The organism is Pseudomonas sp. SWRI99, from assembly GCF_014270125.1.
Lineage (GTDB): Bacteria > Pseudomonadota > Gammaproteobacteria > Pseudomonadales > Pseudomonadaceae > Aquipseudomonas > Aquipseudomonas hamedanensis.
Genome location: NZ_JABWQR010000041.1, coordinates 23,836 through 43,234, shown reverse-complemented (window position 1 = coordinate 43,234; position 19,399 = coordinate 23,836). Strand labels below are relative to the sequence as shown.

At 60.3% G+C, this 19,399-nt stretch carries 17 protein-coding genes; 9 read left to right on the top strand and 8 right to left on the bottom strand.

What is annotated here, in order from left to right; genetic code table 11:
- Positions 1-291: 291 nt before the first annotated feature.
- From HU743_RS25360 to rimJ, 6 genes are all read left to right on the top strand, one after another.
- Positions 292-498, top strand: a complete 207-nt coding sequence (locus HU743_RS25360; protein ID WP_186652005.1) for a hypothetical protein — start codon at positions 292-294, stop codon at positions 496-498.
- 109 nt (positions 499-607) lie between these two features.
- Positions 608-1,645, top strand: a complete 1,038-nt coding sequence (locus tag HU743_RS25355; RefSeq protein WP_186652003.1) for a WYL domain-containing protein — start codon at positions 608-610, stop codon at positions 1,643-1,645.
- Positions 1,646-1,672: 27 nt separating this feature from the next.
- Entirely contained in the window at positions 1,673-2,773 is a 1,101-nt protein-coding gene (locus HU743_RS25350; RefSeq protein WP_186652001.1) for a chemotaxis protein, read from the top strand.
- 67 nt (positions 2,774-2,840) lie between these two features.
- A complete protein-coding gene (locus HU743_RS25345) occupies positions 2,841-4,463 on the top strand; it encodes a DNA repair protein (protein WP_202883923.1) in 1,623 nt (540 codons plus the stop codon).
- Positions 4,460-4,729 carry a YkgJ family cysteine cluster protein gene (locus HU743_RS25340; RefSeq protein ID WP_186651997.1) on the top strand — a complete coding sequence of 90 codons (270 nt, stop codon included), beginning with the start codon at positions 4,460-4,462 and terminating at the stop codon, positions 4,727-4,729. The genes HU743_RS25345 and HU743_RS25340 overlap by 4 nt, the downstream gene beginning before the upstream one ends.
- A gap of 291 nt (positions 4,730-5,020) precedes the next feature.
- Positions 5,021-5,608 (top strand): ribosomal protein S5-alanine N-acetyltransferase, encoded by a 588-nt coding sequence (gene rimJ, locus HU743_RS25335; RefSeq protein WP_186651995.1) that lies wholly within the window; start codon positions 5,021-5,023, stop codon positions 5,606-5,608.
- A 28-nt stretch (positions 5,609-5,636) separates the two neighbouring features.
- On the opposite strand, the gene HU743_RS25330 is transcribed toward rimJ, so the two are convergent.
- Both HU743_RS25330 and HU743_RS25325 read right to left on the bottom strand, forming a co-directional pair.
- Positions 5,637-6,458, bottom strand: coding sequence for a phosphatase PAP2 family protein (locus tag HU743_RS25330; protein ID WP_186651992.1), 822 nt, complete (start codon positions 6,456-6,458; stop codon positions 5,637-5,639).
- The gene (locus HU743_RS25325) at positions 6,455-7,126 is read right to left on the bottom strand and encodes a histidine phosphatase family protein (protein ID WP_186651990.1); all 672 of its coding nucleotides are present in this window, start codon (positions 7,124-7,126) and stop codon (positions 6,455-6,457) included. Before HU743_RS25325 ends, HU743_RS25330 begins: the two co-directional genes overlap by 4 nt.
- A 251-nt stretch (positions 7,127-7,377) precedes the next feature.
- Between HU743_RS25325 and HU743_RS25320 the strand changes: the two genes are divergently transcribed.
- Positions 7,378-9,297, top strand: coding sequence for a methyl-accepting chemotaxis protein (locus HU743_RS25320; RefSeq protein WP_186651988.1), 1,920 nt, complete (start codon positions 7,378-7,380; stop codon positions 9,295-9,297).
- A 337-nt stretch (positions 9,298-9,634) separates the two neighbouring features.
- Here the strand turns inward: HU743_RS25320 and HU743_RS25315 are convergent, their stop codons facing one another.
- Genes HU743_RS25315 through HU743_RS25305 form a run of 3 tightly spaced genes read right to left on the bottom strand, consistent with a single transcriptional unit; the run spans position 9,635 to position 14,396 of the window.
- Positions 9,635-11,203: an FGGY-family carbohydrate kinase gene (locus HU743_RS25315; RefSeq protein ID WP_186651986.1), complete on the bottom strand. Its 1,569-nt coding sequence runs from the start codon at positions 11,201-11,203 to the stop codon at positions 9,635-9,637.
- Positions 11,200-12,795, bottom strand: a complete 1,596-nt coding sequence (locus tag HU743_RS25310) for a glycerol-3-phosphate dehydrogenase/oxidase (protein WP_186651984.1) — start codon at positions 12,793-12,795, stop codon at positions 11,200-11,202. Before HU743_RS25310 ends, HU743_RS25315 begins: the two co-directional genes overlap by 4 nt.
- On the bottom strand, positions 12,792-14,396 hold the full coding sequence (locus HU743_RS25305; RefSeq protein WP_186651982.1) for an FAD-binding oxidoreductase: 1,605 nt from the start codon (positions 14,394-14,396) through the stop codon (positions 12,792-12,794). The genes HU743_RS25310 and HU743_RS25305 overlap by 4 nt, the downstream gene beginning before the upstream one ends.
- A gap of 188 nt (positions 14,397-14,584) precedes the next feature.
- Here HU743_RS25305 and HU743_RS25300 point away from each other — a divergent pair, with 188 nt between their 5' ends.
- On the top strand, positions 14,585-15,601 hold the full coding sequence (locus tag HU743_RS25300) for an AraC family transcriptional regulator (RefSeq protein WP_186651980.1): 1,017 nt from the start codon (positions 14,585-14,587) through the stop codon (positions 15,599-15,601).
- Positions 15,602-16,098: 497 nt separating this feature from the next.
- Positions 16,099-16,452: a hypothetical protein gene (locus HU743_RS25295; protein ID WP_186651979.1), complete on the top strand. Its 354-nt coding sequence runs from the start codon at positions 16,099-16,101 to the stop codon at positions 16,450-16,452.
- A 77-nt stretch (positions 16,453-16,529) separates the two neighbouring features.
- Here HU743_RS25295 and HU743_RS25290 read toward each other — a convergent pair whose 3' ends face one another.
- The 3 genes from HU743_RS25290 to HU743_RS25280 all read right to left on the bottom strand — a co-directional run bounded on the left by HU743_RS25290 (position 16,530) and on the right by HU743_RS25280 (position 19,391).
- Complete coding sequence (locus tag HU743_RS25290) at positions 16,530-16,898, bottom strand: glyoxalase superfamily protein (RefSeq protein WP_186651977.1); 369 nt, start codon at positions 16,896-16,898, stop codon at positions 16,530-16,532.
- 173 nt (positions 16,899-17,071) lie between these two features.
- Positions 17,072-18,529, bottom strand: a complete 1,458-nt coding sequence (locus HU743_RS25285) for a D-aminoacylase (protein WP_186651975.1) — start codon at positions 18,527-18,529, stop codon at positions 17,072-17,074.
- A gap of 1 nt (position 18,530) precedes the next feature.
- Complete coding sequence (locus HU743_RS25280; RefSeq protein WP_186552197.1) at positions 18,531-19,391, bottom strand: MurR/RpiR family transcriptional regulator; 861 nt, start codon at positions 19,389-19,391, stop codon at positions 18,531-18,533.
- Positions 19,392-19,399: the final 8 nt, after the last annotated feature.

Here is a 19,399-nt window from a genome sequence, read left to right as displayed (position 1 = left end):
GGGGGCCCCCCCCCCCCCCCCCCCCGGCTCCACCAACACGATGAAGAAGACGCCTTAGGGCGTCTTTTTTTGTGGCTGGGATTTGGAAATAGACACTCTGATGATGCTCCAGCGGTTGTTGAGCCCTTCGAATCCGCACGCCTGATAACCTGGATGCTGACCGAAACAGTCAAGTTGTGTTCATTTCCAAGAACAAGCGAGGCTCTTTCCAAGGCACCTCGGCCTGCGCGACACAGGCTGTCGCCATACACTGCAATTCTGGCTGCACTTGGAAAATCATCAGGTGCAAGCATGCCAATCGCCCCCACACCCTACACACTCGCCTGCGAATACTGCTCATGGAAGAAGACTTTCCTCCCAAGCAGTGACGTATTGGTGCTGAATCGCGACTGGTTCAATTGCTGCCCAAACTGCGATACCCCTTCACCCCAGCGCCGAATGGCGACCGCGAAAGAAGTGCTCAAAACCAAGCTGGAACAATTCCTGGCAAGCGACTGAGGCTGCTCAAAGCATTTGATGGCACTACGCCACTTAATTAAGTAGGATTCACGCCATCATGTCGCCGGTTCGCTGGCGCTCAGTAGAAACACAGGACCAGGTAGTTACCATGCCCCAAGCGAAGGATACGCTGCTCAGGTTGTTCGCATTGCTACGCCTGATTCCGACCGAACCCCAGCGCATTGCCACTCCGACCCTGCTCGAGAAGCTGCGTGACAGAGGATTTTCGGTCACGCTGCGCTCGATTCAGCGTGACTTGAGCCGGTTGTCTATCCCGTTCTCCCTGCAGTGTGACGACAGCGAAACGCCCTTCCGCTGGAGCTTCACGCGTGAGGCGCCACTCAAGCTGGAAGACATGGATGCGCCCACCGCACTGGCGCTGTTCCTGTCCGAAAGCCATTTGAGTCCGATCCTGCCACAAAGCGTTCTGGACCAGTTGGGCCCGCAGTTTCGCCGGGCCCGCAACTTCCTCAATGGGCTGGGTGGCAACGGTCTGGCCGACTGGGCGAGGCGGGTGCGTTCCCTGCCTAATGGCAAAACCCTGCTGCCAGCGCAAGTCAGCGCGCACACGTGGGCGCAAGTGTCGGCTGGCCTTCTCGAGCGTAAACAACTTGAAGTGGTGTACCGCAGCCGTAGCAAGGCAGATCTCAAGCGTTTCCGTCTGCACCCGGCGGGGCTGGTCACAAGGCATGCGGTGAGCTACCTGCTGGCCTCCGTGGATGGCTACAGCGATCTTCGACAGTTTGCCCTGCACCGGATTATCGAAGTCAGCGTGCTTGAAGAAATCGCCCACGAACATGAAAGTTTCAACGTCGATGCCTACATCGCCAGTGGCGTTTTCAGCTATCGAGAAGCCCAAGCCCAAGTTGAACTGATTGCCGACGTACGCCCGCAAATCGCAGCCCTGCTGAACGAAACGCCGCTGAGCACGCAGCAGACCCTGAGCGGTATTTCCGAGCAGGGCTGGCATCGCCTGCACGCCACCGTGCCACTGGACCGCGAAACGCTTTGGTGGATTTTCGCCCTGAACGAAAACATTCGCCTGCATGCGCCGCAGGTTTGGGTGGATGAAGTGCGCGGGCGACTCAATTCGATGCAAGCGCTCTACCAGAACACTTACGTCACAACGCTACCGCAACTCGCCTGACCTTCAATAATCAAAAAGGACATTGCCATGCCACTTCCCCTCATCCTCGGCGCTGCTGCGCTAGTCAGTGCTGCATATGGTGCCAAAAAAGGCTACGACGGTTACCAGAAGCACTCTGAAGCAGACGATATCGTCAACGCTGCCAAGACGCGCTATTCCGATAAAAAAGCCGCATTCGATATCCAGGAAAAGGCGACCAACGCTGCCCTCGAGGCGTTAGGTAAGCAGGAGCTGCAGATCGGCAAGCAATTCGACGCGTTCAAGACCCTCGCTGACAAGTTGCTGCTCAAGCTCAACACAGGCCGTCAGGACAAGCTGAAAATCAGCATCCCCAAACACAAACTGCAAAGCATCGAAAGCTACAGTTACACCGCTGTTGGCGTATTGGGCGCAACCGCCGGTGCCGGCGCTGCCGGTGCTGCTGCGGGATTCGCCGTGTATGGCGGCGTCATGGCACTGGGCGCCGCGTCCACCGGCACGGCCATCACATCGCTGGCGGGTGTGGCTGCTACCAATGCGACCTTGGCTGCAATCGGTGGTGGCTCACTGGCTACAGGCGGTTTGGGCATGGCGGGCGGTACGGCAATTCTCGGCGCAGCAGTGGCCGGCCCGGTATTGGCAATCGCCGGTTGGGCTTACGACAGCCATGGCGATGAAGCGCTGAAGAATGCGCATAAAGCCGACCGTGAAGTGGACAGTGCTGTTTCCAAACTGCAGAAAGCCCAGAAACAGCTGAGCAAGGCGGAGGATTATGCGTTCGACGTAAACGACGTGCTCAAGTCGGTATACGCACAATTCGACAAGTACTTCGAACACCTCAAGTTCATGGACAACCGTCTCGAAGACATTCGCTCTCGCAAGCTGGATGCGCAGGCAGAACTAGCCAAGCTGGGCGACGCCATCATGCGTTCGGTCGACAATGGCTTCATGCTGGCGGCTATTCTCGTCGATCTGATCACCACTCCGCTGTTCAAGGTCAAGGAAGTGAACGGCATCGTCGTCAAAGACAAGAACGATGTGCCGGTCATGGCCACCGATTCCGACGGTTCCATGATCCTCAATGACGACAAGCTGCAGGAGCAGATCAACCTGACCCAGAACAACGCGGCTCAGGTAGAGCCTGCATGATGGATGCGCGGGGTCGATAGGCCCCGCCTCCGCTTTCGCCCTTCTTTCATTCGTCATGGACGCCTCTATGCACGCCGCAGCGCAAGACTTCCCGTGGGCCGAAGAGCTCGAAAAAACCGTAATCGCCAGCCTCACGACCAGCTTCGGTCTGGACTTCCTGCTGTTCAAGGACAAGCAAGGCGGCGAGGTCAACACTATCCACAACGTGCGCAACGGTATATGGACGACCGATGCAGAAAAGCAGCGGTTCGAGCAGCGTGGCAACTACGACTCAACGCCCTACCACCAACACGCCAATTACATCGCTACGGGCCGCGAAGACAAGGCCAGCCAGGCGGCCGGAACACTGCATGACCCTTACCGCAACACAGTGATGGCTGCCCATGAACAGCGCAATCTGGATCACGTAATCAGCGCCAAGGAAATCCACGATGACGCCGGGCGGGTGTTGGCAGGGCTTAGTGGCGTGGAACTGGCCAACCAAAGCAGCAATTTGCAAACCACTCACGAAACGGTCAACAAGTCGAAAAAGCAGACGCCAATCAATGAGTATCTGGACAAGCTGCCAGGCCTGATCTGTAACCATGAAAAATCGCTGGCAGGCGACCGCGCACGTTTGGCAAAAGCTCCGCGAGAAACTCCGCAACAAAAGGATGAGGCCCGCGCGCTGGAAGATAGAATTCGCAAGACCGAGAGCAAGATCAACGAGCTCAAAGCCGTGGACCATGAAGGCATGCGCAAGCGTGATGCCGAGGCGCGTGCGCCGTACGACCAGCAGATCAATGCAGCCTACTACACCAGCAGCAAGTTTCTGCACCAGACCGCGTACGCGACAGGTACTGCAGGTTTGGCCATGGGGACCCGGCAGATGCTCGGGCTGGTGATGGCAGAAATATGGTTCGAATTACGCGAGCAACTGCCGTCCCTGCTCGAAAAGCTAAAGCATGCGTTCAGCCTGGAAGCCTTCGTTGACAGCATCAACAAGTCGCTCAAAGGCATCTGGAAACGGGTGCAGGCTCGTTTCAAGGACTTCATGGTAGCGTTCAAGGATGGCGTGTTCGCGGGTGTACTCGGAAGCCTGACCACTACGCTTTTCAACATTCTCGTCACCACACAAGCAATGGCGATCAAGATCATCCGCGAACTGTGGGGACAACTGGTCAAGGCCATCAAGCTGATGGTGTTCAACCCCGACCAACTGAGCTTCGTCGAGCAGTGTCAGGCGGTAACATCGTTGTTGTCGGTTGGCGTTGCCACGGTGGTGGGCACTATGGCTTACACCCAGTTAGTACCGTTTCTCAGTTTCCCTTTTGGCACAGAGCTGGCTGCGTTCGCCGGAGCGCTGGTGACGGGCCTGATGACGCTTGGCCTGAACTACTTTCTGTTGCACAGCACAATGGCACGCAAGCTCTGGGCCTTCATTGAGTCGCTGACGCCGCACGCCGGCACAGTGCGCGAGTTCCAGAAAATCAATGCAGAGCTTGACCGTTATCTGCTGGAACTGGGCAGGGTAGAATTCAATATGGATGTGGAGGAGCTGCAAGCCTTTGCCCAGGAACTTGAGGCGTGCAACGACGAAATTCAGCGCAGCACGATACTGCGGAAGGCAGTGGCGGCCCGAGGCATCGAGCTGCCCTTCGAAGCAGGTAACGCGACCAGCACCCGCAACTGGTTGGCTTCGCTGGTATGACACTGCCGGCATTTCCATGCACGCAGTGCGGATTGTGCTGCCGCAATGTGCATCTGGCGGAACAGACGCAGTACCTGGATCGAGGTGACGGAGCTTGTTGGCATTACAGCGATGCCGACAAGCAATGCCTGATCTACGAGACCCGGCCGGATATCTGCCGGGTCGACCGCCAATACCGCATGCACTATGCGCAGCGCTTCAGTTGGCAAGCGTTCGTAGAAGCGAATACGCAGGTTTGCAAGTTGCTCCAGCAGGCGCAGGACTGAGCTGGCTCGGATGAGATCAAACGGAGTGTCAAGAACAGTTATTTGCGCAGCGAATCCCTCCTGCAGCGGAGCGCTCCCAGCCTACGTTGTGCAAAACGTGGCATCAGCCGGAGATGAATTTTTCTTCACCGCACCCCGCCCCTCGAACCGATAAAATCCCCCCGCTCATTCAAGAAACTACGGTTCGCCCGCGCTCCTAGCGGGCTTTTTTTCGTCTACCATCCAGCACACCTTGCCGCTCCCCACCATATGCGCGACTCTGCTAGCAGATCCCTCGCCAAGGAGCGCTCGATGCCGCTGTTATCCCTGCCCTGCCCGCGCCTGACACTGGCCATCCTCTCCCCCGATCAAGCCGAGCTGGAAACCGCGTTCTACCAACGCAACCTGCGCCACCTCGCCCCTTGGTCCCCCATCCGCACCACCGACTACTTCTCCACCGCCAACATCCGCCGTCGCTTGGAAATCCAGGCCAGTGCCTTCGAAGCAGGCCTGGCCATGCATTTCGCGCTGCTGACTCCGGACGGCCAACAAATGATTGGCGCCTGCAATTTCAGCGGCATTATTCGCGGGGCGTTTCAGGCGTGTTATTTGGGGTATCACATCGATGAGGCCCATCAGGGCCAGCGTTTGATGCAGGAGGCGCTGGAGGCCGGTATCGGCTATATGTTCGATACGCAGAACCTGCACCGGATCATGGCCAATTACATTCCTGGCAATGAGCGCAGTGCGCGGTTGCTTGAGCGCCTGGGCTTTGAGCGCGAGGGTTACGCAAAGGATTATCTGAACATTGCCGGGCGCTGGCAGGACCATGTGCTGACGGCGCTGGTCAATCCCGGTTTCGAGGCGCCGGATCAGCGTTGGTTGCGGCGCCTTGGCTGACGTTCAACCCCTGTTTTTCTGAACGCGTTCAGAGCAAGACTTCAGGCTGAGCGTTGAAAACTTTCTGTGTGCGTTTGTTCACTACCGGCAGCTCCATCCGCGTGCGTCCGTAGAAGGCCAACGCCGTCAGCAAACAGGTCAGCCATACGAAGATTCCCGCCCAGAACGTGTGGGACATGTAGTGCCAGCCCTGCAGGACGCGGGTGGTGCCGTAGATCAAACCCAGCAGCAGCGAGCCCCACAGGATCGCGCTGGAAAAGCGCCATTGATACCGGCGCGCCACGAAGTACAGCGCCAGCATGGTGAAACCGCCCGACGCATGGCCGCCTGGCCAGCAGCGGCCACTCCCGGCTTCATGGAACAGTTGGAAATTGCTGTACCACTCGATGTGAGGCATTTTCCCGCCGTACAACGTGGTTTCGATTGGGCAGTAAACGCTGGTATGGGATTTGAGGAAGTGGATCACGCCCGTGCAGAGCGCGAACGCGACCACGACAAAGAAAAAATCCCTACAGTGATTTGCGGTAAAGCGCAGCACGGGCGCGACTTTATTGCGCTCCAGAAGAGCGCCAAGTCGCGGACGTTTTTGCGGATTGACCAGTGGCCAGACCAGCGACAGCATCGCGCCGATCAAGGCGATTTCTGCCGTCCAGTTCGGAATGATCCGCGCCCATTTGTGGGTCAGTTTTTCGAAAAAATGGATTTTGTCGATCGGGAAGGTTTGCGTGAGCGGGTCGAACAGGAAATTGCTGAAGGCGATGTCGATTCGGGTCATGTCGAACATCAGAAACACGACGGCCGCACAGACCAACGGAATGCCGACGTTATACGCGTAGAAACGGGATTTCATTGGGTAGCCACCGTGCGCCAGTCGGAGGCTTCGATGAAGCCGAGCATCCTCGGAGCCGCCGGGTTGGCAGCGGAGACAAACAATGACGAGCCGTAACCCATGTTCGAGGCCGGCGCCTTGAGGTCTTTCTCGATCTGCGCCATGCACTCGCTGTGGGTCACCAGAATCAGGTTGCGCCCGGGGATCTTGTGCGCCAGCGCATCCTGCAGCATGCGACCTCTGCAGTTGATCAGCCAGTCGTCGCCACTGGCGGCGTGGTTGAACATGTAACCGGCCGTCTGCACCGTGCGCATTGACGGGCTGTTATAGATGTCAGCGTTAGTCAGGCCCAGTTGCTCGAACCGGGCGCCGACTGCCACCGCGACACTGCGCGAGCGGTCGGTGATGCCGTCATTGCCACTCAGGCACGCAGCTTTGGAGTGATCGCAACGCTCGACGTGGCGCACCAACACAATCATCTCGCCTTTGTCCCACCCTGCCGCCAAAGCCTGCGCACCCGCCAGATTACCGTGGGCCAGGTCCGGCACTGCGTTGGGCGCCAGCAACCACAGGGTCAGCGGGATGACCAGTATCGATGCCGCCAGCACCACCCATGTATCGCGCAAACGCGCCAGACCGCTCAGGTCGATCGAGCGTTTGATGCCAAACAGACTCAGTCTCAATTCCACAAAAAACGCCTCGCCACTTTGCATTGCAGGTCATTCGATGCGGCGAAGGTACGCAGACGCGCGTGGTCAGCCAGTGAAAGCCATGTGAAAAAGTTCTTGGGATGGGCTGCTATGAACGCCATCCGACAAAAACCTTTCAGCTCTCGGATTTGCGGCCGATACAGACCTGCTAACACCCCTGCTGGCTCAAAAGAACAACAATCTTCCAGCCTAACCGACGACAAGAAACCCAACGTTTCTGGAGGATTTGCATGAATAGCTGGTTCGGTAACATCAGCGTGAACATGAAACTCGGCCTGGGCTTCGGCCTGGTTCTGGCCCTGACCTGCATCCTGGCGCTGACCGGCTGGACCAGCCTCGGTGGCCTGATCGACCGCAGTAACTGGATGAGCGACATCACCCAGCTCAACTCCGGGCTGACCAAACTGCGCGTAGTGCGTCTGCAGTACATGCTGACCAACGGCGATGAAACCGCCGCGCAAAACGTGCAGACCACCCTTGAAGGCTTTGCTGCCCAGCAGCAGGCGTTGATCAGCAAATTCAAGAGTCCGGAAAACGTCAAACTGCTCAAGCAGCAGGCGGCGACCATCGCTGAATACCAGACCTCGCTGAACAAAATGCGCAACGCCTATCGCACCGGCAACAGCGCGCGCGACACCATGAGTGTCAACGCCCAGACCGCGTACAACCTGATCGAATCGATCAGCCAGCGTGTGCAACAGATGGAGTTGAGCGATCAGCGTTTCGAGCAGTTCCAGGCCGTCACTGCCGCGAAGGAAGCGTTCATCCTCGCGCGTTATGAAGTGCGTGGTTACACCGCGACCAGCAATGCCGACACCGAACAGAAAGCCGTCGGCCAGATCGACGCGGCCATCGCCAGCCTCAAACCGCTGAATGCGCAATTTGCCGCGACTCAGCAGGATGCCTTGCGCCAATTGGAAACCGCGCTGACCAGCTATCGCAGCGCGTTGATGGCGTACAAGAACGCCAACACCGAGGCCGTGCAGGCGCGTAAGGAAATGACCGATCAGGGCACGACTATCGTCGCCCTGAGCGAGCAGTTGTACCAGATTCAACTTGACCGTCGTGACGCCGAAAGCGCCCAGGCGCGCACCTTTCAGTTGATCAGCACGTTGCTGGCGCTGCTGGTGGGCATCATTGCTGCCGTGATCATCACCCGTCAGATCACCCGTCCGTTGCGCGAAACCCTAGCCGTGGTCGAACGCATCGCCAGCGGCGACCTGACCCAGAACGTCACCGTCACCCGTCGTGACGAACTCGGCGTGCTGCAACAAGGCATTGCGCGCATGGGCGTGACCCTGCGTGACTTGATCAGCGGCATTCGCGATGGCGTTACCCAGATTGCCAGCGCCGCCGAGGAGCTCTCGGCCGTGACCGAGCAGACCAGCGCCGGCGTGAACAGCCAGAAAATCGAGACCGATCAGGTCGCCACCGCGATGCACGAGATGACTGCCACCGTGCAGGAAGTCGCGCGCAACGCCGAAGAAGCCTCGCAAGCCGCGGCAGCTGCGGATGGCGAAGCCCGTGAAGGTGACAAGGTGGTGAACGAGGCCATCGCGCAGATCGAGCGTCTGGCCAGCGAAGTGGTGCGTTCGACCGAAGCGATGAGCGTGCTGCAACAGGAAAGCGACAAGATCGGCAGCGTCATGGACGTGATCAAGGCAGTTGCCGAACAGACCAACCTGCTCGCGCTCAACGCCGCGATTGAAGCGGCGCGTGCCGGTGAAGCCGGTCGTGGTTTTGCCGTAGTGGCTGACGAAGTTCGTGGCCTGGCCCAGCGTACGCAGAAATCCACCGAGGAAATCGAAGGCCTGGTCGCCGGTCTGCAGAACGGCACCCAGCAAGTTTCGGCGGTGATGAACAACAGCCGCGCGCTGACCGACAGCAGCGTCGCCCTGACGCGCAAGGCTGGCGTATCGCTGGAGAACATCACCCGCACGGTGTCGAACATCCAGTCGATGAACCAGCAGATTGCTGCCGCCGCCGAACAGCAAAGCGCCGTGGCCGAAGAGATCAGCCGCAGCATCATCAACGTACGCGACGTGTCCGAGCAGACCGCAGCGGCGAGTGATGAGACTGCTGCGTCGAGTGTTGAACTGGCGCGCCTGGGTGGTCAGTTGCAGCAGATGGTCAGCCACTTCCGCGTTTGATGTTCGTCTTGCGCTGAGGCTGAAAAACAATCGCGAGCAGGCTCACTCCTACAGGGTCCAGGTCGAACACAACATGTGTGAACACCTCGGAACCCTTGTAGGAGTGAGCCTGCTCGCGATGGCGGTTAGTCAATCAAATCAAGGTTGGCTGACACTCCGCATTCGCGAGCAACCCCGCTCCCACACTGGATTTGTGTGGCACTCCGGATTTTGATCAAGCCGCAAATACCTGTGGGAGCGGGCTTGCTCGCGAAGGCGGTGGGTCAGGAAAAACATTGCTGACTGATACTGCGCATTCGCGAGCAGGCTCGCTCTCACAGGGTCTATGGTGTCTGCACTATTCAGGGTACCCGGTGATTTTGCGGATACTGTGGTACAGCGGTTTGAGCTGTCGATACATGCGCAGATAGACGTCTTTGTACAGTTGCTCGTAAATCCTCTGCGCCTCGGGTTGTGGATTGAAGACCGCACCGACGCGAGTCATCGCCGCAATGGCCGTGGAAAAATCCTTGTGTAGCCCCAACCCCACCGCACAGCAAATCGCCGCACCTAACCCAGACGCTTCATAGACATGCGGCCGCTCTGCCGGCAGGCCGAAAATATTGGCGGTCAGTTGCATCGCCGCATCACTTTGCGAGCCGCCGCCAGCCACGCGCAGGCGCTTGATCGAGACTTTCGAACGCCGCTCGATATTTTCCATGCCCTGGCGCAACGCATACGCCAAGCCTTCAAGAATCGCCCGATAGATGTGCGCGCGGGTGTGCACATCGCCAAAGCCGATCATCGCGCCTTTGGCTTCCACGCCCGGTTCGCGGATGCCCGGTGACCAGTAGGGTTGCAGCATCAAGCCCATCGAGCCCGGCGGCACGGCGTTGACCAGTGCGTCGAACAGTTGCTCCGGTTCGATGCCCTGCTCTTTCGCCTGCTGCATTTCGCGCAGGCCGAATTCATTTTTGAACCAACTGACCATCCAGTAACCGCGATAGATCATCACTTCGCAATTGTACTGATCCGGCACGGCCGAGGGGTATGGCGGGATCAGCGGGACGATTTCCAGGTAGCGTGAGCGGGTGCTGGTGATGGTCGCGGTGGTGCCGTAGGACAGGCACACGGTGCTCGCATCGACCACGCCGGAACCGATCACTTCGCAGGCCTTGTCCGCGCCTGCGGCAATTAACGGAAGGCCTTCGGGAATACCCGTGTGGCGGGCGGCTTCGGCCGTGATGTGGCCGAGGGTTTCGCCGGGTTTGTGCAGGGTCGGCAACTGCTCTGGACGCACCGCCAGCGCTTGCCATTTCCAGTCAGTCGGCGCGGCCCATTTCAGCCGTTTGAAATCGAATGGCAGATAGCCTACGCAGCAGCCGACCGAATCAACGAAGCGCCCGCACAGGCGATGGGTAAGAAAACCCGAGAGCAGCAGAAACTTGTCGGTCGCCGCCCACACTTCGGGCTGGTGCCGGGCGATCCAGTTGGCTTCGGCCTGGGCGCGAAAATAATCCACCGTCGCGTTGGCGCCGACCAGTTTGAACAGCCATCCCCATGATCCCTTGATGCCGCCCTCGACTTCAGTCTGGCGTTGATCGAGCCAGACGATCGCCGGGCGCAGCGGCTTGCCCTCGGCATCGACATTTATCACGGTGCCGCGCTGGGTGGTGAGGGACACGCCGGCAATCTGCGCAGGGTCGATGCCGGTCTGCTGCCAGAGTTGCTGACAGGCCTCGCCGAGTTTCGCCCAGTAATACTCCGGATCCTGCTCGGCCCAACCGGGCTGGGTCGAGTAATACGCCTGCAGATCGACTTTGCCTTTGCCGAGCAGATTGCCCTGCAGATCGAAGAGCAACGCCCGTACGCTCTGGGTGCCGTTATCGATGGCCAGCAGGTATTTCTTATTTGCGACGTCCGTCATGGCGTGATCTCCGGCAAGCCATGATCGCGCAGCCACAGCAAACGATAACGCTGAATCTCCCCTTGCCAGCGTTCATCGTCCCAGGCCAATCGCGGCTGGCAGAGCGTGCGAATCGCGGGGAAATAATCGTCGCCACCGCGCGACAGCAACAGGCCCAACCGGGTCCGCCGCAGCAACAAATCATCCAGATGCACAACCATTTCAGCCTCGCAGGCAAACGCCAGTTCTGCCCACAACGTGTCGGTGGCGCCGACCGTTTCCTGACCAAGTTCGGCCAGTAATTGCGCCAGCCTCGGCAGGTCTCGACCGTGACGCCCGGCCAACCGTCGCCATTGACTCGTACTCAGCCCCGGAATTGTCAGCGGCTGCACAGCGGCGAATACCGGAGCGCCGTCATCGACAAAGGAACGTCCCAACATTGCCGCGCAGGCCTTGAGCACTTCAATCGCTTGCGGACGAAACGTGGTCAGCTTGCCGCCGGCCAAGGTCACGCAACCCGGCTCCTGCCACAGCACATGTTCGCGGGTTTCGTTTGACGGCTTGTCCTGATGCGCACCCACCGCCCTGCCCACAACCGGACGCACGCCTGACCAAGTCGAAAGCACATCATCAACGCCCACTTCTGCACCTGGAAATTGTTGCTGGCAAGCGGCAAGCAGATAGTCGAGTTCTTCGCTGGAAATGCGCGCGCTCTGGTCGAGATCCTCACGGTGATCCAGGTCCGTGGTGCCGACCACCGTCGCGCCTTCCCACGGAAAAACAAACACCGGCCGTCGGTCGCGCTCATGCAGAAACGTGAACGCCTGAGCCACCGGAAGACGCCATCCGGGCAGCAATAAATGACTGCCGCGCAACGGCCGCAATTGCCGCGGCGCCTCGGTTGGCCGCAAGCGCTCAGCCCACGCGCCGGTAGCCACGGCCAGCACGCCAGAGCGCAATGGCAGCGTCGCGCCGCCCTCGCCATCTTCGACCTGAACCCCACTCACTCGCCCGCCGTCACGCAGCAGTTGTGTGACCCGCACACCACTGACAATCACCGCGCCATCGGCCCTAGCCTCGCGCAATACGCGCATCACCAGCCGCGCATCATCGGTCAGTGCATCGACAAAACAGCTACCGCCCAGCAGGCCATTTTCCTTCACCCCAGGGGCGAGAAAACGCAGCTGCTGCGCGTCGTGAAAACGATGATTACGGCGCCCGGCCAAGGCGTCGTACACCGAGAGCAAGCCGCCCATGACGCGCGGCCCGGGAAAGCCGCCGCGATAGTGCGGCATCATGAAGCTCATCGGCTCGACCAGCCCCGGCGCTTCGTCGAGCAAACGCTGGCGCTCACGCACCGAATCGCGGGTCAGCCGCCACTGGCCCTTGGCGATGTAACGCAAACCGCCGTGGACCATTTTCGATGATCGGCTGGACGTGCCCCAGGCAAAATCACGCTGCTCCAGCAGCAGACAACGCCAGCCCCGGCGCGCCGCTTCACGGACAATCCCGGCGCCGCTGATACCGCCGCCGATGACGATCAGGTCCCAGGTTTCATCCGCAAGCGTCGGCAGGATTTGCTCGCGCCATCGCGCGTTCCAGTCCGCTGTCATGGCTTCGACTCTGGCAACAGCGTGCCGGGATTGAGGCGCCCGGCCGGGTCGAAGTGTTCGCTTAGCGCCTGCAAGGTCTGCATCGCCAGCGGGCCTTTTTCGCGCAGCAGATACGGCGCGTGATCCTTGCCGACGCCGTGCTGATGACTGATGGTGCCGTGGTTGTCGACGATGGTCTGGCTGGCCGCGTGTTTGAGCGCCTGCCAGCGCGCCAGCGTCGCGGCATAGTCCGCCGCCGGGCGAAACACGTAGGTGGTGTAAATGCTCGAGCCTTCGCCGTAGACGTGGGACAGATGGGTGAATACATGCACGCGCTCGCCCTCGGCGGCCAAGGCGTCGCGCAGACTGTTTTCGATCAGCCTGAGCAGGTGATCAACGTTGCTCCAGTCGGTAGCGGTTTCCAGCGTATCGACGACGTAACCGGCATTCCACAGGTTCTCGCGCAGGTAGGGAAAACGGAAGCGATTCTGCGCCCACTTCTTGCCGAGCAGCGTGCCGGTGAACACACCGCCGAACGCTTTCAGATGCTGGCGCGCCTGTTTCAACGACAGTGCGTTTTGCTGGCGATTGCCGGTCACGCCAAAGGTCAGCAGGCATTTGCCGTCACCGGCGCCGCGCAGCCTGAGGTACTTTTCCAGCCAGCCGATCTGTTGCGGATGGCCGGCCAGCGCCAGTTGCGTTTCGGTTTCCACCGCGTTGGACAGGCGCAGCATCGACAGCGGCACGCGCGCCTGCGCCAGTTGCCGGATCGCTCGTAGCGCCTGCGCCCAGTCGGGCAGGAAGACACCGTAGAAACGTTCGTCCGCCGGCAACGCGCTGACCCGCACTTTGACTTCGGAAATGATCCCGAAACGGCCCTCGCAACCGAGCACCACCTCACGCAGATCGGGACCTGCCGCCGACGCCGGGAACGTTGCAATCTGCAGAGGCCCGGCAAAAGTTTCCAAGGTGCCACCGGCAAACAACTGCTCGATCCGCCCATAGCGCAACGACTGCTGACCGCTGGAACGACTGGCCACCCAACCGCCCAGCGTCGACAGCTCCCACGACTGCGGGAAATGCCCGAGCGTGTAGCCGCGTGCGCGCAACTGGCTTTCCACTTGCGGCCCGGTCGCGCCGGGGCCGAACGTCGCCAGCAGGCTCTGTTCGTCGAGGTCGGTCAGGCGATTCATGCGCGCCAGCGACACCGTCAGCACCGGGCGCATGGAGTCCGGCGGGTTGATGTGCCCGGCCACCGACGTGCCGCCGCCGTAGGGAATCAGGCAGAGGTCCCGGTCATGGGCGAGCGCCAGCAATTCGCGGATCTGTTCGGCGGTTTCGGGAAAGGCCACGGCATCGGGATAAGTGCCCAGCGCGCCTTCGCGCAACGCCAGCCAATCCGGCAGGCTCTGGCCGCGCGCGTGCGGCAGGCGATCGTGGGTATCGACGCTGTACAGACGATGTGGCACCAGGCGCGAGGTCGGCACTTGCGCCAATGCCGCTTCCAGTGTGGCGTCGGGCAACGCGTGGCCAGCGCCCAAGCGTTCATGGAGAAATGTCGTGCCCTGGGCCGGCATTTCGACCACCGTGCCTGCCTCTCCCCAACCGTTCCAGCGTCGCATGCGTGTGTCCTTTTCTGCCGTCGGATCAAGCCTCCATACTAGTCAGCGCTGGGAAAGTGTCACGGTCGCTTCCGGCCAGATCCTGTAGCGAATGGCGCCAAACGTCAGGCCATTTACTTTCGCCGGGCAATCCACTTACCTTGCGGGCACTCATTCACCAAAGCGCCGTCGATCAAAGGACCGCGAACATGCCATCGCTCGGCTTCACCTCCGTTCCGCCGCTGCTCAAATACCTGCGCCATGCCGAACAGTTGGGCATCGCCATCGAGCCTGCGTTGGCGGCGGCCGGGTTGGACGCGCAGCAATTGAACGACAACACCCTGCGTCTGCCGGGCGAGGCTCATGAGCGCTTGCTGGATTATTTCTGCGAGCACTCGGGCGATCCATTGTTCGGGCTGCATGCGGCGAATTTTGTCCTGCCCAATTCCTGGAGCGTGCTCGGTTACATCACCATGAATTGCGCGACGTTGGGCGATGCGATGAGCCGGATCATGCCGTTCGAAAAACTGGTCGGTGACATGGGCGTCAGCCGCGCCGAGGTGCAAGGCGATCACGTTCATCTGGTCTGGACCTGCCGTTACGAGCGGCCCCGGATTCGTCGGCATCTGGTGGAAAACGTGCTCGGTTCGTGGCTGCACTACGCGCGCTGGATCGCCGACACGCAGCTGTCGCCGGCCTGCGTGTGGCTGGAGCATTCGCGACCGAATGAGGTGACGCTGGCCGAGTACGAAGCGTTTTTCGGTTGCCCGGTGTTGTTCGATCAGGCGTATTCGGCACTGGTGGTGCCGCTGGCTTATTTGCAGCTGCCGCTGCGCCAGGCCGATGCGCAATTGCTGCGAACGCTGGAAGAACACGCGATGGGTTTGCTGGCGACGCTGGAGGAGGCGTCGCTCGGGGAGCAGGTGAAAAACATTTTGCGCGGATTGCTCAAGGAAGGCCTGCCGCGCAAGGAGCAAGTGGCCGAACAGCTTTGCGTTTCGGTGCGCACGTTGCAGCGGCAATTGCAGCAGGTCGGGACGTCGTATCAGCAGATTCTTGATGAGCTGCGGCAGGAGCTGGCAGAGCATTATTTGCTCAACAGTACTTTGCCGATTCAGGACATTGCGCAGTATCTGGGGTTTACCGAACCGCGTTCGTTTCATCGTACGTTCAAGAGCTGGCGCGGGATGCCGCCGGGGGAGTTTCGGCAGCGGCATCGGCGGTGATGCTGATGGCCCTATCGCTGGCAAGCCAGCTCCCACAGGTTCGGTGCAAGCCACAGATATAGTGATCAACTCGGACACTGTGGGAGCTGGCTTGCCAGCGATGGCGTCATCGGCAGCGCCGTAAATTTCCGCCAGATAAATCGCGCAATAAACACGACGCCCTTCAACTGTTTAAAACTGCCCGGCATTCCGCGAAACCACCCACAATTCCTTGCGCCGCTGCCTACGCCTGCGCCAGAATCCGCCGGCTTGTGCGCCTCAAACCTCATCGCTACTGTGATTGCGTCACTGCCCATCAGTGATCGGGTTTAGTAGCCCGGAATATTTGGGGTGCATAGCTCATCAGACAGTCAGGTCTCGCCTGAACTTTATGGTGGCTGTGCGCAGGGCGCCTTCGGGCGCGCCGGTTTCCCAGATCCCCGGTCTACTAACCTGCGCACAGCTGCCTCCATTTCCTTTAGTAGGGAAGCGGTGGCCAGCCAAATGAGGATCTGGATATGTTCAAAGTAACCCCAAACCCGCCAACCACCGACCCGGCATCCCCCGACTCAAAGAAATTCCACGAAGCCGCCGACCGCGCCCTCGACCATTACCTCGGCACGTCCAGCGCTGAATTCATGGCTCCACCCTACACACCCAATACGCTGTACATGGCCAATCCCGAGGCCGACAACGAATCGCTGCTGGCCGATGCCTGCGAAACGCTGGGGTCAGCGACGGTGATGCTCAACAATCAGGCAGGGCTGGTGGACGGCTCGCAGCGCAAGACGTTGCAGGGCATTGCGCAGATTGTGATGGTCGCGGAGATGGCGGTGAATCGGGTGTTGGATCGGTTGGTGCCGACGGAATGAGGCGACGGCCCGCAGCGATTTCGATGGATGGCTTGCGGGCTGTTTCTGCGCGGTAAGCGGGCTATCGGGCCTTCAGCTCAAAGACTGATCGCATTGGTAAATACCAACCGATTGCCAAACGGATCAGCAATGGTCATGTCCTGGCTACCCCACGGCATCGCCTGAATCTGCGGGTGCGAAAACGTGTAGTTCTTGGCAATCAACTGCTGCTGAAACACTTCCAGTTCATCGGTCTCGATACGCAGCGCCGAACCCGGGCACGCATCGCCGTGATGCTCGGACAAATGCAACACACACTCACCCCGCGACACCTGCAGATACAGCGGAAAATTCGCTTCGAAGCGATGCTGCCAGTCGATCGTGAAACCGAGAAAATCGACGTAGAACTCGACAGCCTTGGCCTCATCGAAGATCCGCAGGATCGGGGTGGTTTTGCCCAAGCTCATGGGGTGCTCCCTGACTGATTGGCCCCACAGTGTAGACGGGGAGGATGTCAGCAAATCGGCTTGTTGATGGCTTTCTTTAATCTCATAGTGCCATCACCGCATAAAATCAAAAGATCGCAGCCGGGCGTACACCTGGAGCTGCCGAAGGCTGCGATCTTTCGGCATCATTCGAATCAACGAAATCCTTCGCACAAACTCCCGTCTCTCGGTAAAAACCGCCCTGCCCTGCCCCCGTTCGCCCGCCCGTCGCGATAGCTCAACACGCCGTTGACCCACACCCCGTCAATCCCCTGCGCCGCCCGTTGCGGATCGGTGAAATCGGCAACATCGCGCACGGTCGCCGGATCAAACAACACCAGATCCGCCCAATGCCCTTCTCGAATCTCGCCCCTTTCCTGCAAACCAAAACGCGCCGCCGACAGACCGGTCATCTTGTGCACAGCGGTGTGCAGCGGAAACAGGCCGACGTCACGACTGAAATGGCCGAGCACCCGTGGGAAAGCGCCCCACAGGCGCGGATGCGGGAACGGGTCTTCTGGCAATCCGTCAGAACCGACCATCGAAAGCGGATGGGCGAGGATTCTTCTGACGTCGGCCTCGTCCATGCCGTAATACACTGCGCCCGCCGGTTGCAGACGTTTCGCTGTTTCCTCCAGCGGCAATTTCCATTCGCCAGCAATGTCGATCAGGTCGCGTCCGCTGACTTCCGGGTGCGGTGTCGACCAAGTGATGGTGATGCGGTGGGCATCGGTCACTTGCTTCAAATCCAGCGTCGAAGAGCTTGCCGCGTACGGGTAGCAATCGCAGCCGACCGGATGGGTTTTCGCCGCCTCTTCCAACGCGGCGAGCAATTGCGGACTGCGCCCCCAGTTACCTACGCCAGCACACTTGAGGTGGGAAATGATCACCGGCGATTGCGCGTGTCGGCCGATCTGAAACGCTTCATCCATCGCCTCCAGCACCGGGGCGAATTCGCTGCGCAAATGGGTGGTGTACACCGCGCCGAACGCCGTCAGTTCTTCGGTCAGTTGCATGACTTCATCAGTCGAGGCGTTGAAGGCGCTGGCGTAGGCCAGACCTGTGGATAAACCCAACGCGCCGGCCTCGAGGCTGTCGCGCAACTGTTCGCGCATGGCGGCGATTTCGCCGGGCGTCGCGGTGCGGAACAAGTCGTCGAGGTGGTTGCTGCGCAACGCGGTGTGACCGACCAGTGCGGCCACGTTCAGCGTGGTGTTGGCCGCTTCGACGGCTGCGCGGTAGTCGCTGAAACGCGGATAAACAAACGCCGCTGCGCTGCCGAGCAGGTTCATCGGATCCGGCGGATTACCTTTCAGGCTGACCGGCGAAGCACTGATGCCGCAGTTGCCGACAATCACCGTGGTCACGCCCTGGCTGAGCTTGGGCAGCATGTCGGGCTGGCGGATCACCACGGTGTCGTCGTGGGTGTGCACGTCGATGAAACCCGGTGCCAGCACGCGGCCGGCGGCGTCGATTTCTTCGCTGGCGTTGGCATTGTGGAGGTCGCCGATGCGCTCGATGCGGCCATTGAGAATCGCCACGTCGGCCTCATAGCCGGGCGTGTTCCTGCCGTCGATGACCAAGGCGTTGCGGATCAGGGTGTCGTACTGCATGTCAGTCTCCCAGCGGCAGGTGATCGTCGCCGCCACGGTATTCGTCAAGGGCGAGTTTGATTCGACGCAGACGTTCTTGATTGTCTTCGGGGCTTGCCAGCGCCAGCTCGGTGGCGAGCACGTCGATGGCCAGCAGCATGCCGTAGCGCGCGGCTGTCGGTTTGTAGATGAACGAGGTTTCCGCGCCTTGCAGTGGCAGGACGACGTCGGCCAGTTCGGCCAGTGGGGAGTCGCCGCGAGTGATGGCGAGGATGCGTGCGCCGTAGTTGCGTGCCAGCTCCACCGTTTCCAAAAGCTCCGGGGTGATGCCGGTCAGCGAGCAGACAATGAGCACCTGTTCGGCGTTGAGGCTGGCGGCGGTGACGCGCATCATCACCGCGTCGTGACATACCGCAATCGGATAGCCAAGGCGCACCAGGCGCACCTGCAATTCATCGCTGCACAGGGTCGAGCAACCGCCCATGCCGAAGGCGTGAATCATCCGCGCCTGGCCGAGTAATTTCACTGCATCGGCGAAACGCGATTCGTCGAATCCGGCCAAATGCTGACGCAGCGTGGTTTCGATGTCGCCGACGATCTGCCCATAGAACGCCGATTGCTCAGGCGTGCCCGCCGGGTCGAGAAAACGGCTGCCAACGCCGCTGGCCTGGGCCAGTTGCAGGCGCAGATCGCGCAGGTCACGGCAACCGACGGTGCGGGCAAACCGCGACAGCGTGGCGGTGCTGACCTCGGCGCGTTGCGCGAGGTCTTCGAGGCTGGCGCTGGCGGCAAATCCGACGTCGTCGAGCATCAGCCGGGCGATGCGGCCCTCGCCGGCACTGAAGGAATCCTGGCGGGCGCGGATCTGGTAGAGGATGTCCATGGGCGGCG

Coding starts and splice junctions, on each gene's coding strand:
- HU743_RS25355 (WP_186652003.1), top strand. CDS start 608: ATGCCCCAAGCGAAGGATACGCTGCTCAGGTTGTTCGCATTGCTACGC.
- rimJ (WP_186651995.1), top strand. CDS start 5,021: ATGCCGCTGTTATCCCTGCCCTGCCCGCGCCTGACACTGGCCATCCTC.
- HU743_RS25280 (WP_186552197.1), bottom strand. CDS start 19,391: ATGGACATCCTCTACCAGATCCGCGCCCGCCAGGATTCCTTCAGTGCC.
- HU743_RS25360 (WP_186652005.1), top strand. CDS start 292: ATGCCAATCGCCCCCACACCCTACACACTCGCCTGCGAATACTGCTCA.
- HU743_RS25285 (WP_186651975.1), bottom strand. CDS start 18,529: ATGCAGTACGACACCCTGATCCGCAACGCCTTGGTCATCGACGGCAGG.
- HU743_RS25345 (WP_202883923.1), top strand. CDS start 2,841: ATGCACGCCGCAGCGCAAGACTTCCCGTGGGCCGAAGAGCTCGAAAAA.
- HU743_RS25340 (WP_186651997.1), top strand. CDS start 4,460: ATGACACTGCCGGCATTTCCATGCACGCAGTGCGGATTGTGCTGCCGC.
- HU743_RS25310 (WP_186651984.1), bottom strand. CDS start 12,795: ATGACAGCGGACTGGAACGCGCGATGGCGCGAGCAAATCCTGCCGACG.
- HU743_RS25330 (WP_186651992.1), bottom strand. CDS start 6,458: ATGAAATCCCGTTTCTACGCGTATAACGTCGGCATTCCGTTGGTCTGT.
- HU743_RS25320 (WP_186651988.1), top strand. CDS start 7,378: ATGAATAGCTGGTTCGGTAACATCAGCGTGAACATGAAACTCGGCCTG.
- HU743_RS25295 (WP_186651979.1), top strand. CDS start 16,099: ATGTTCAAAGTAACCCCAAACCCGCCAACCACCGACCCGGCATCCCCC.
- HU743_RS25305 (WP_186651982.1), bottom strand. CDS start 14,396: ATGCGACGCTGGAACGGTTGGGGAGAGGCAGGCACGGTGGTCGAAATG.
- HU743_RS25300 (WP_186651980.1), top strand. CDS start 14,585: ATGCCATCGCTCGGCTTCACCTCCGTTCCGCCGCTGCTCAAATACCTG.
- HU743_RS25315 (WP_186651986.1), bottom strand. CDS start 11,203: ATGACGGACGTCGCAAATAAGAAATACCTGCTGGCCATCGATAACGGC.
- HU743_RS25350 (WP_186652001.1), top strand. CDS start 1,673: ATGCCACTTCCCCTCATCCTCGGCGCTGCTGCGCTAGTCAGTGCTGCA.
- HU743_RS25290 (WP_186651977.1), bottom strand. CDS start 16,898: ATGAGCTTGGGCAAAACCACCCCGATCCTGCGGATCTTCGATGAGGCC.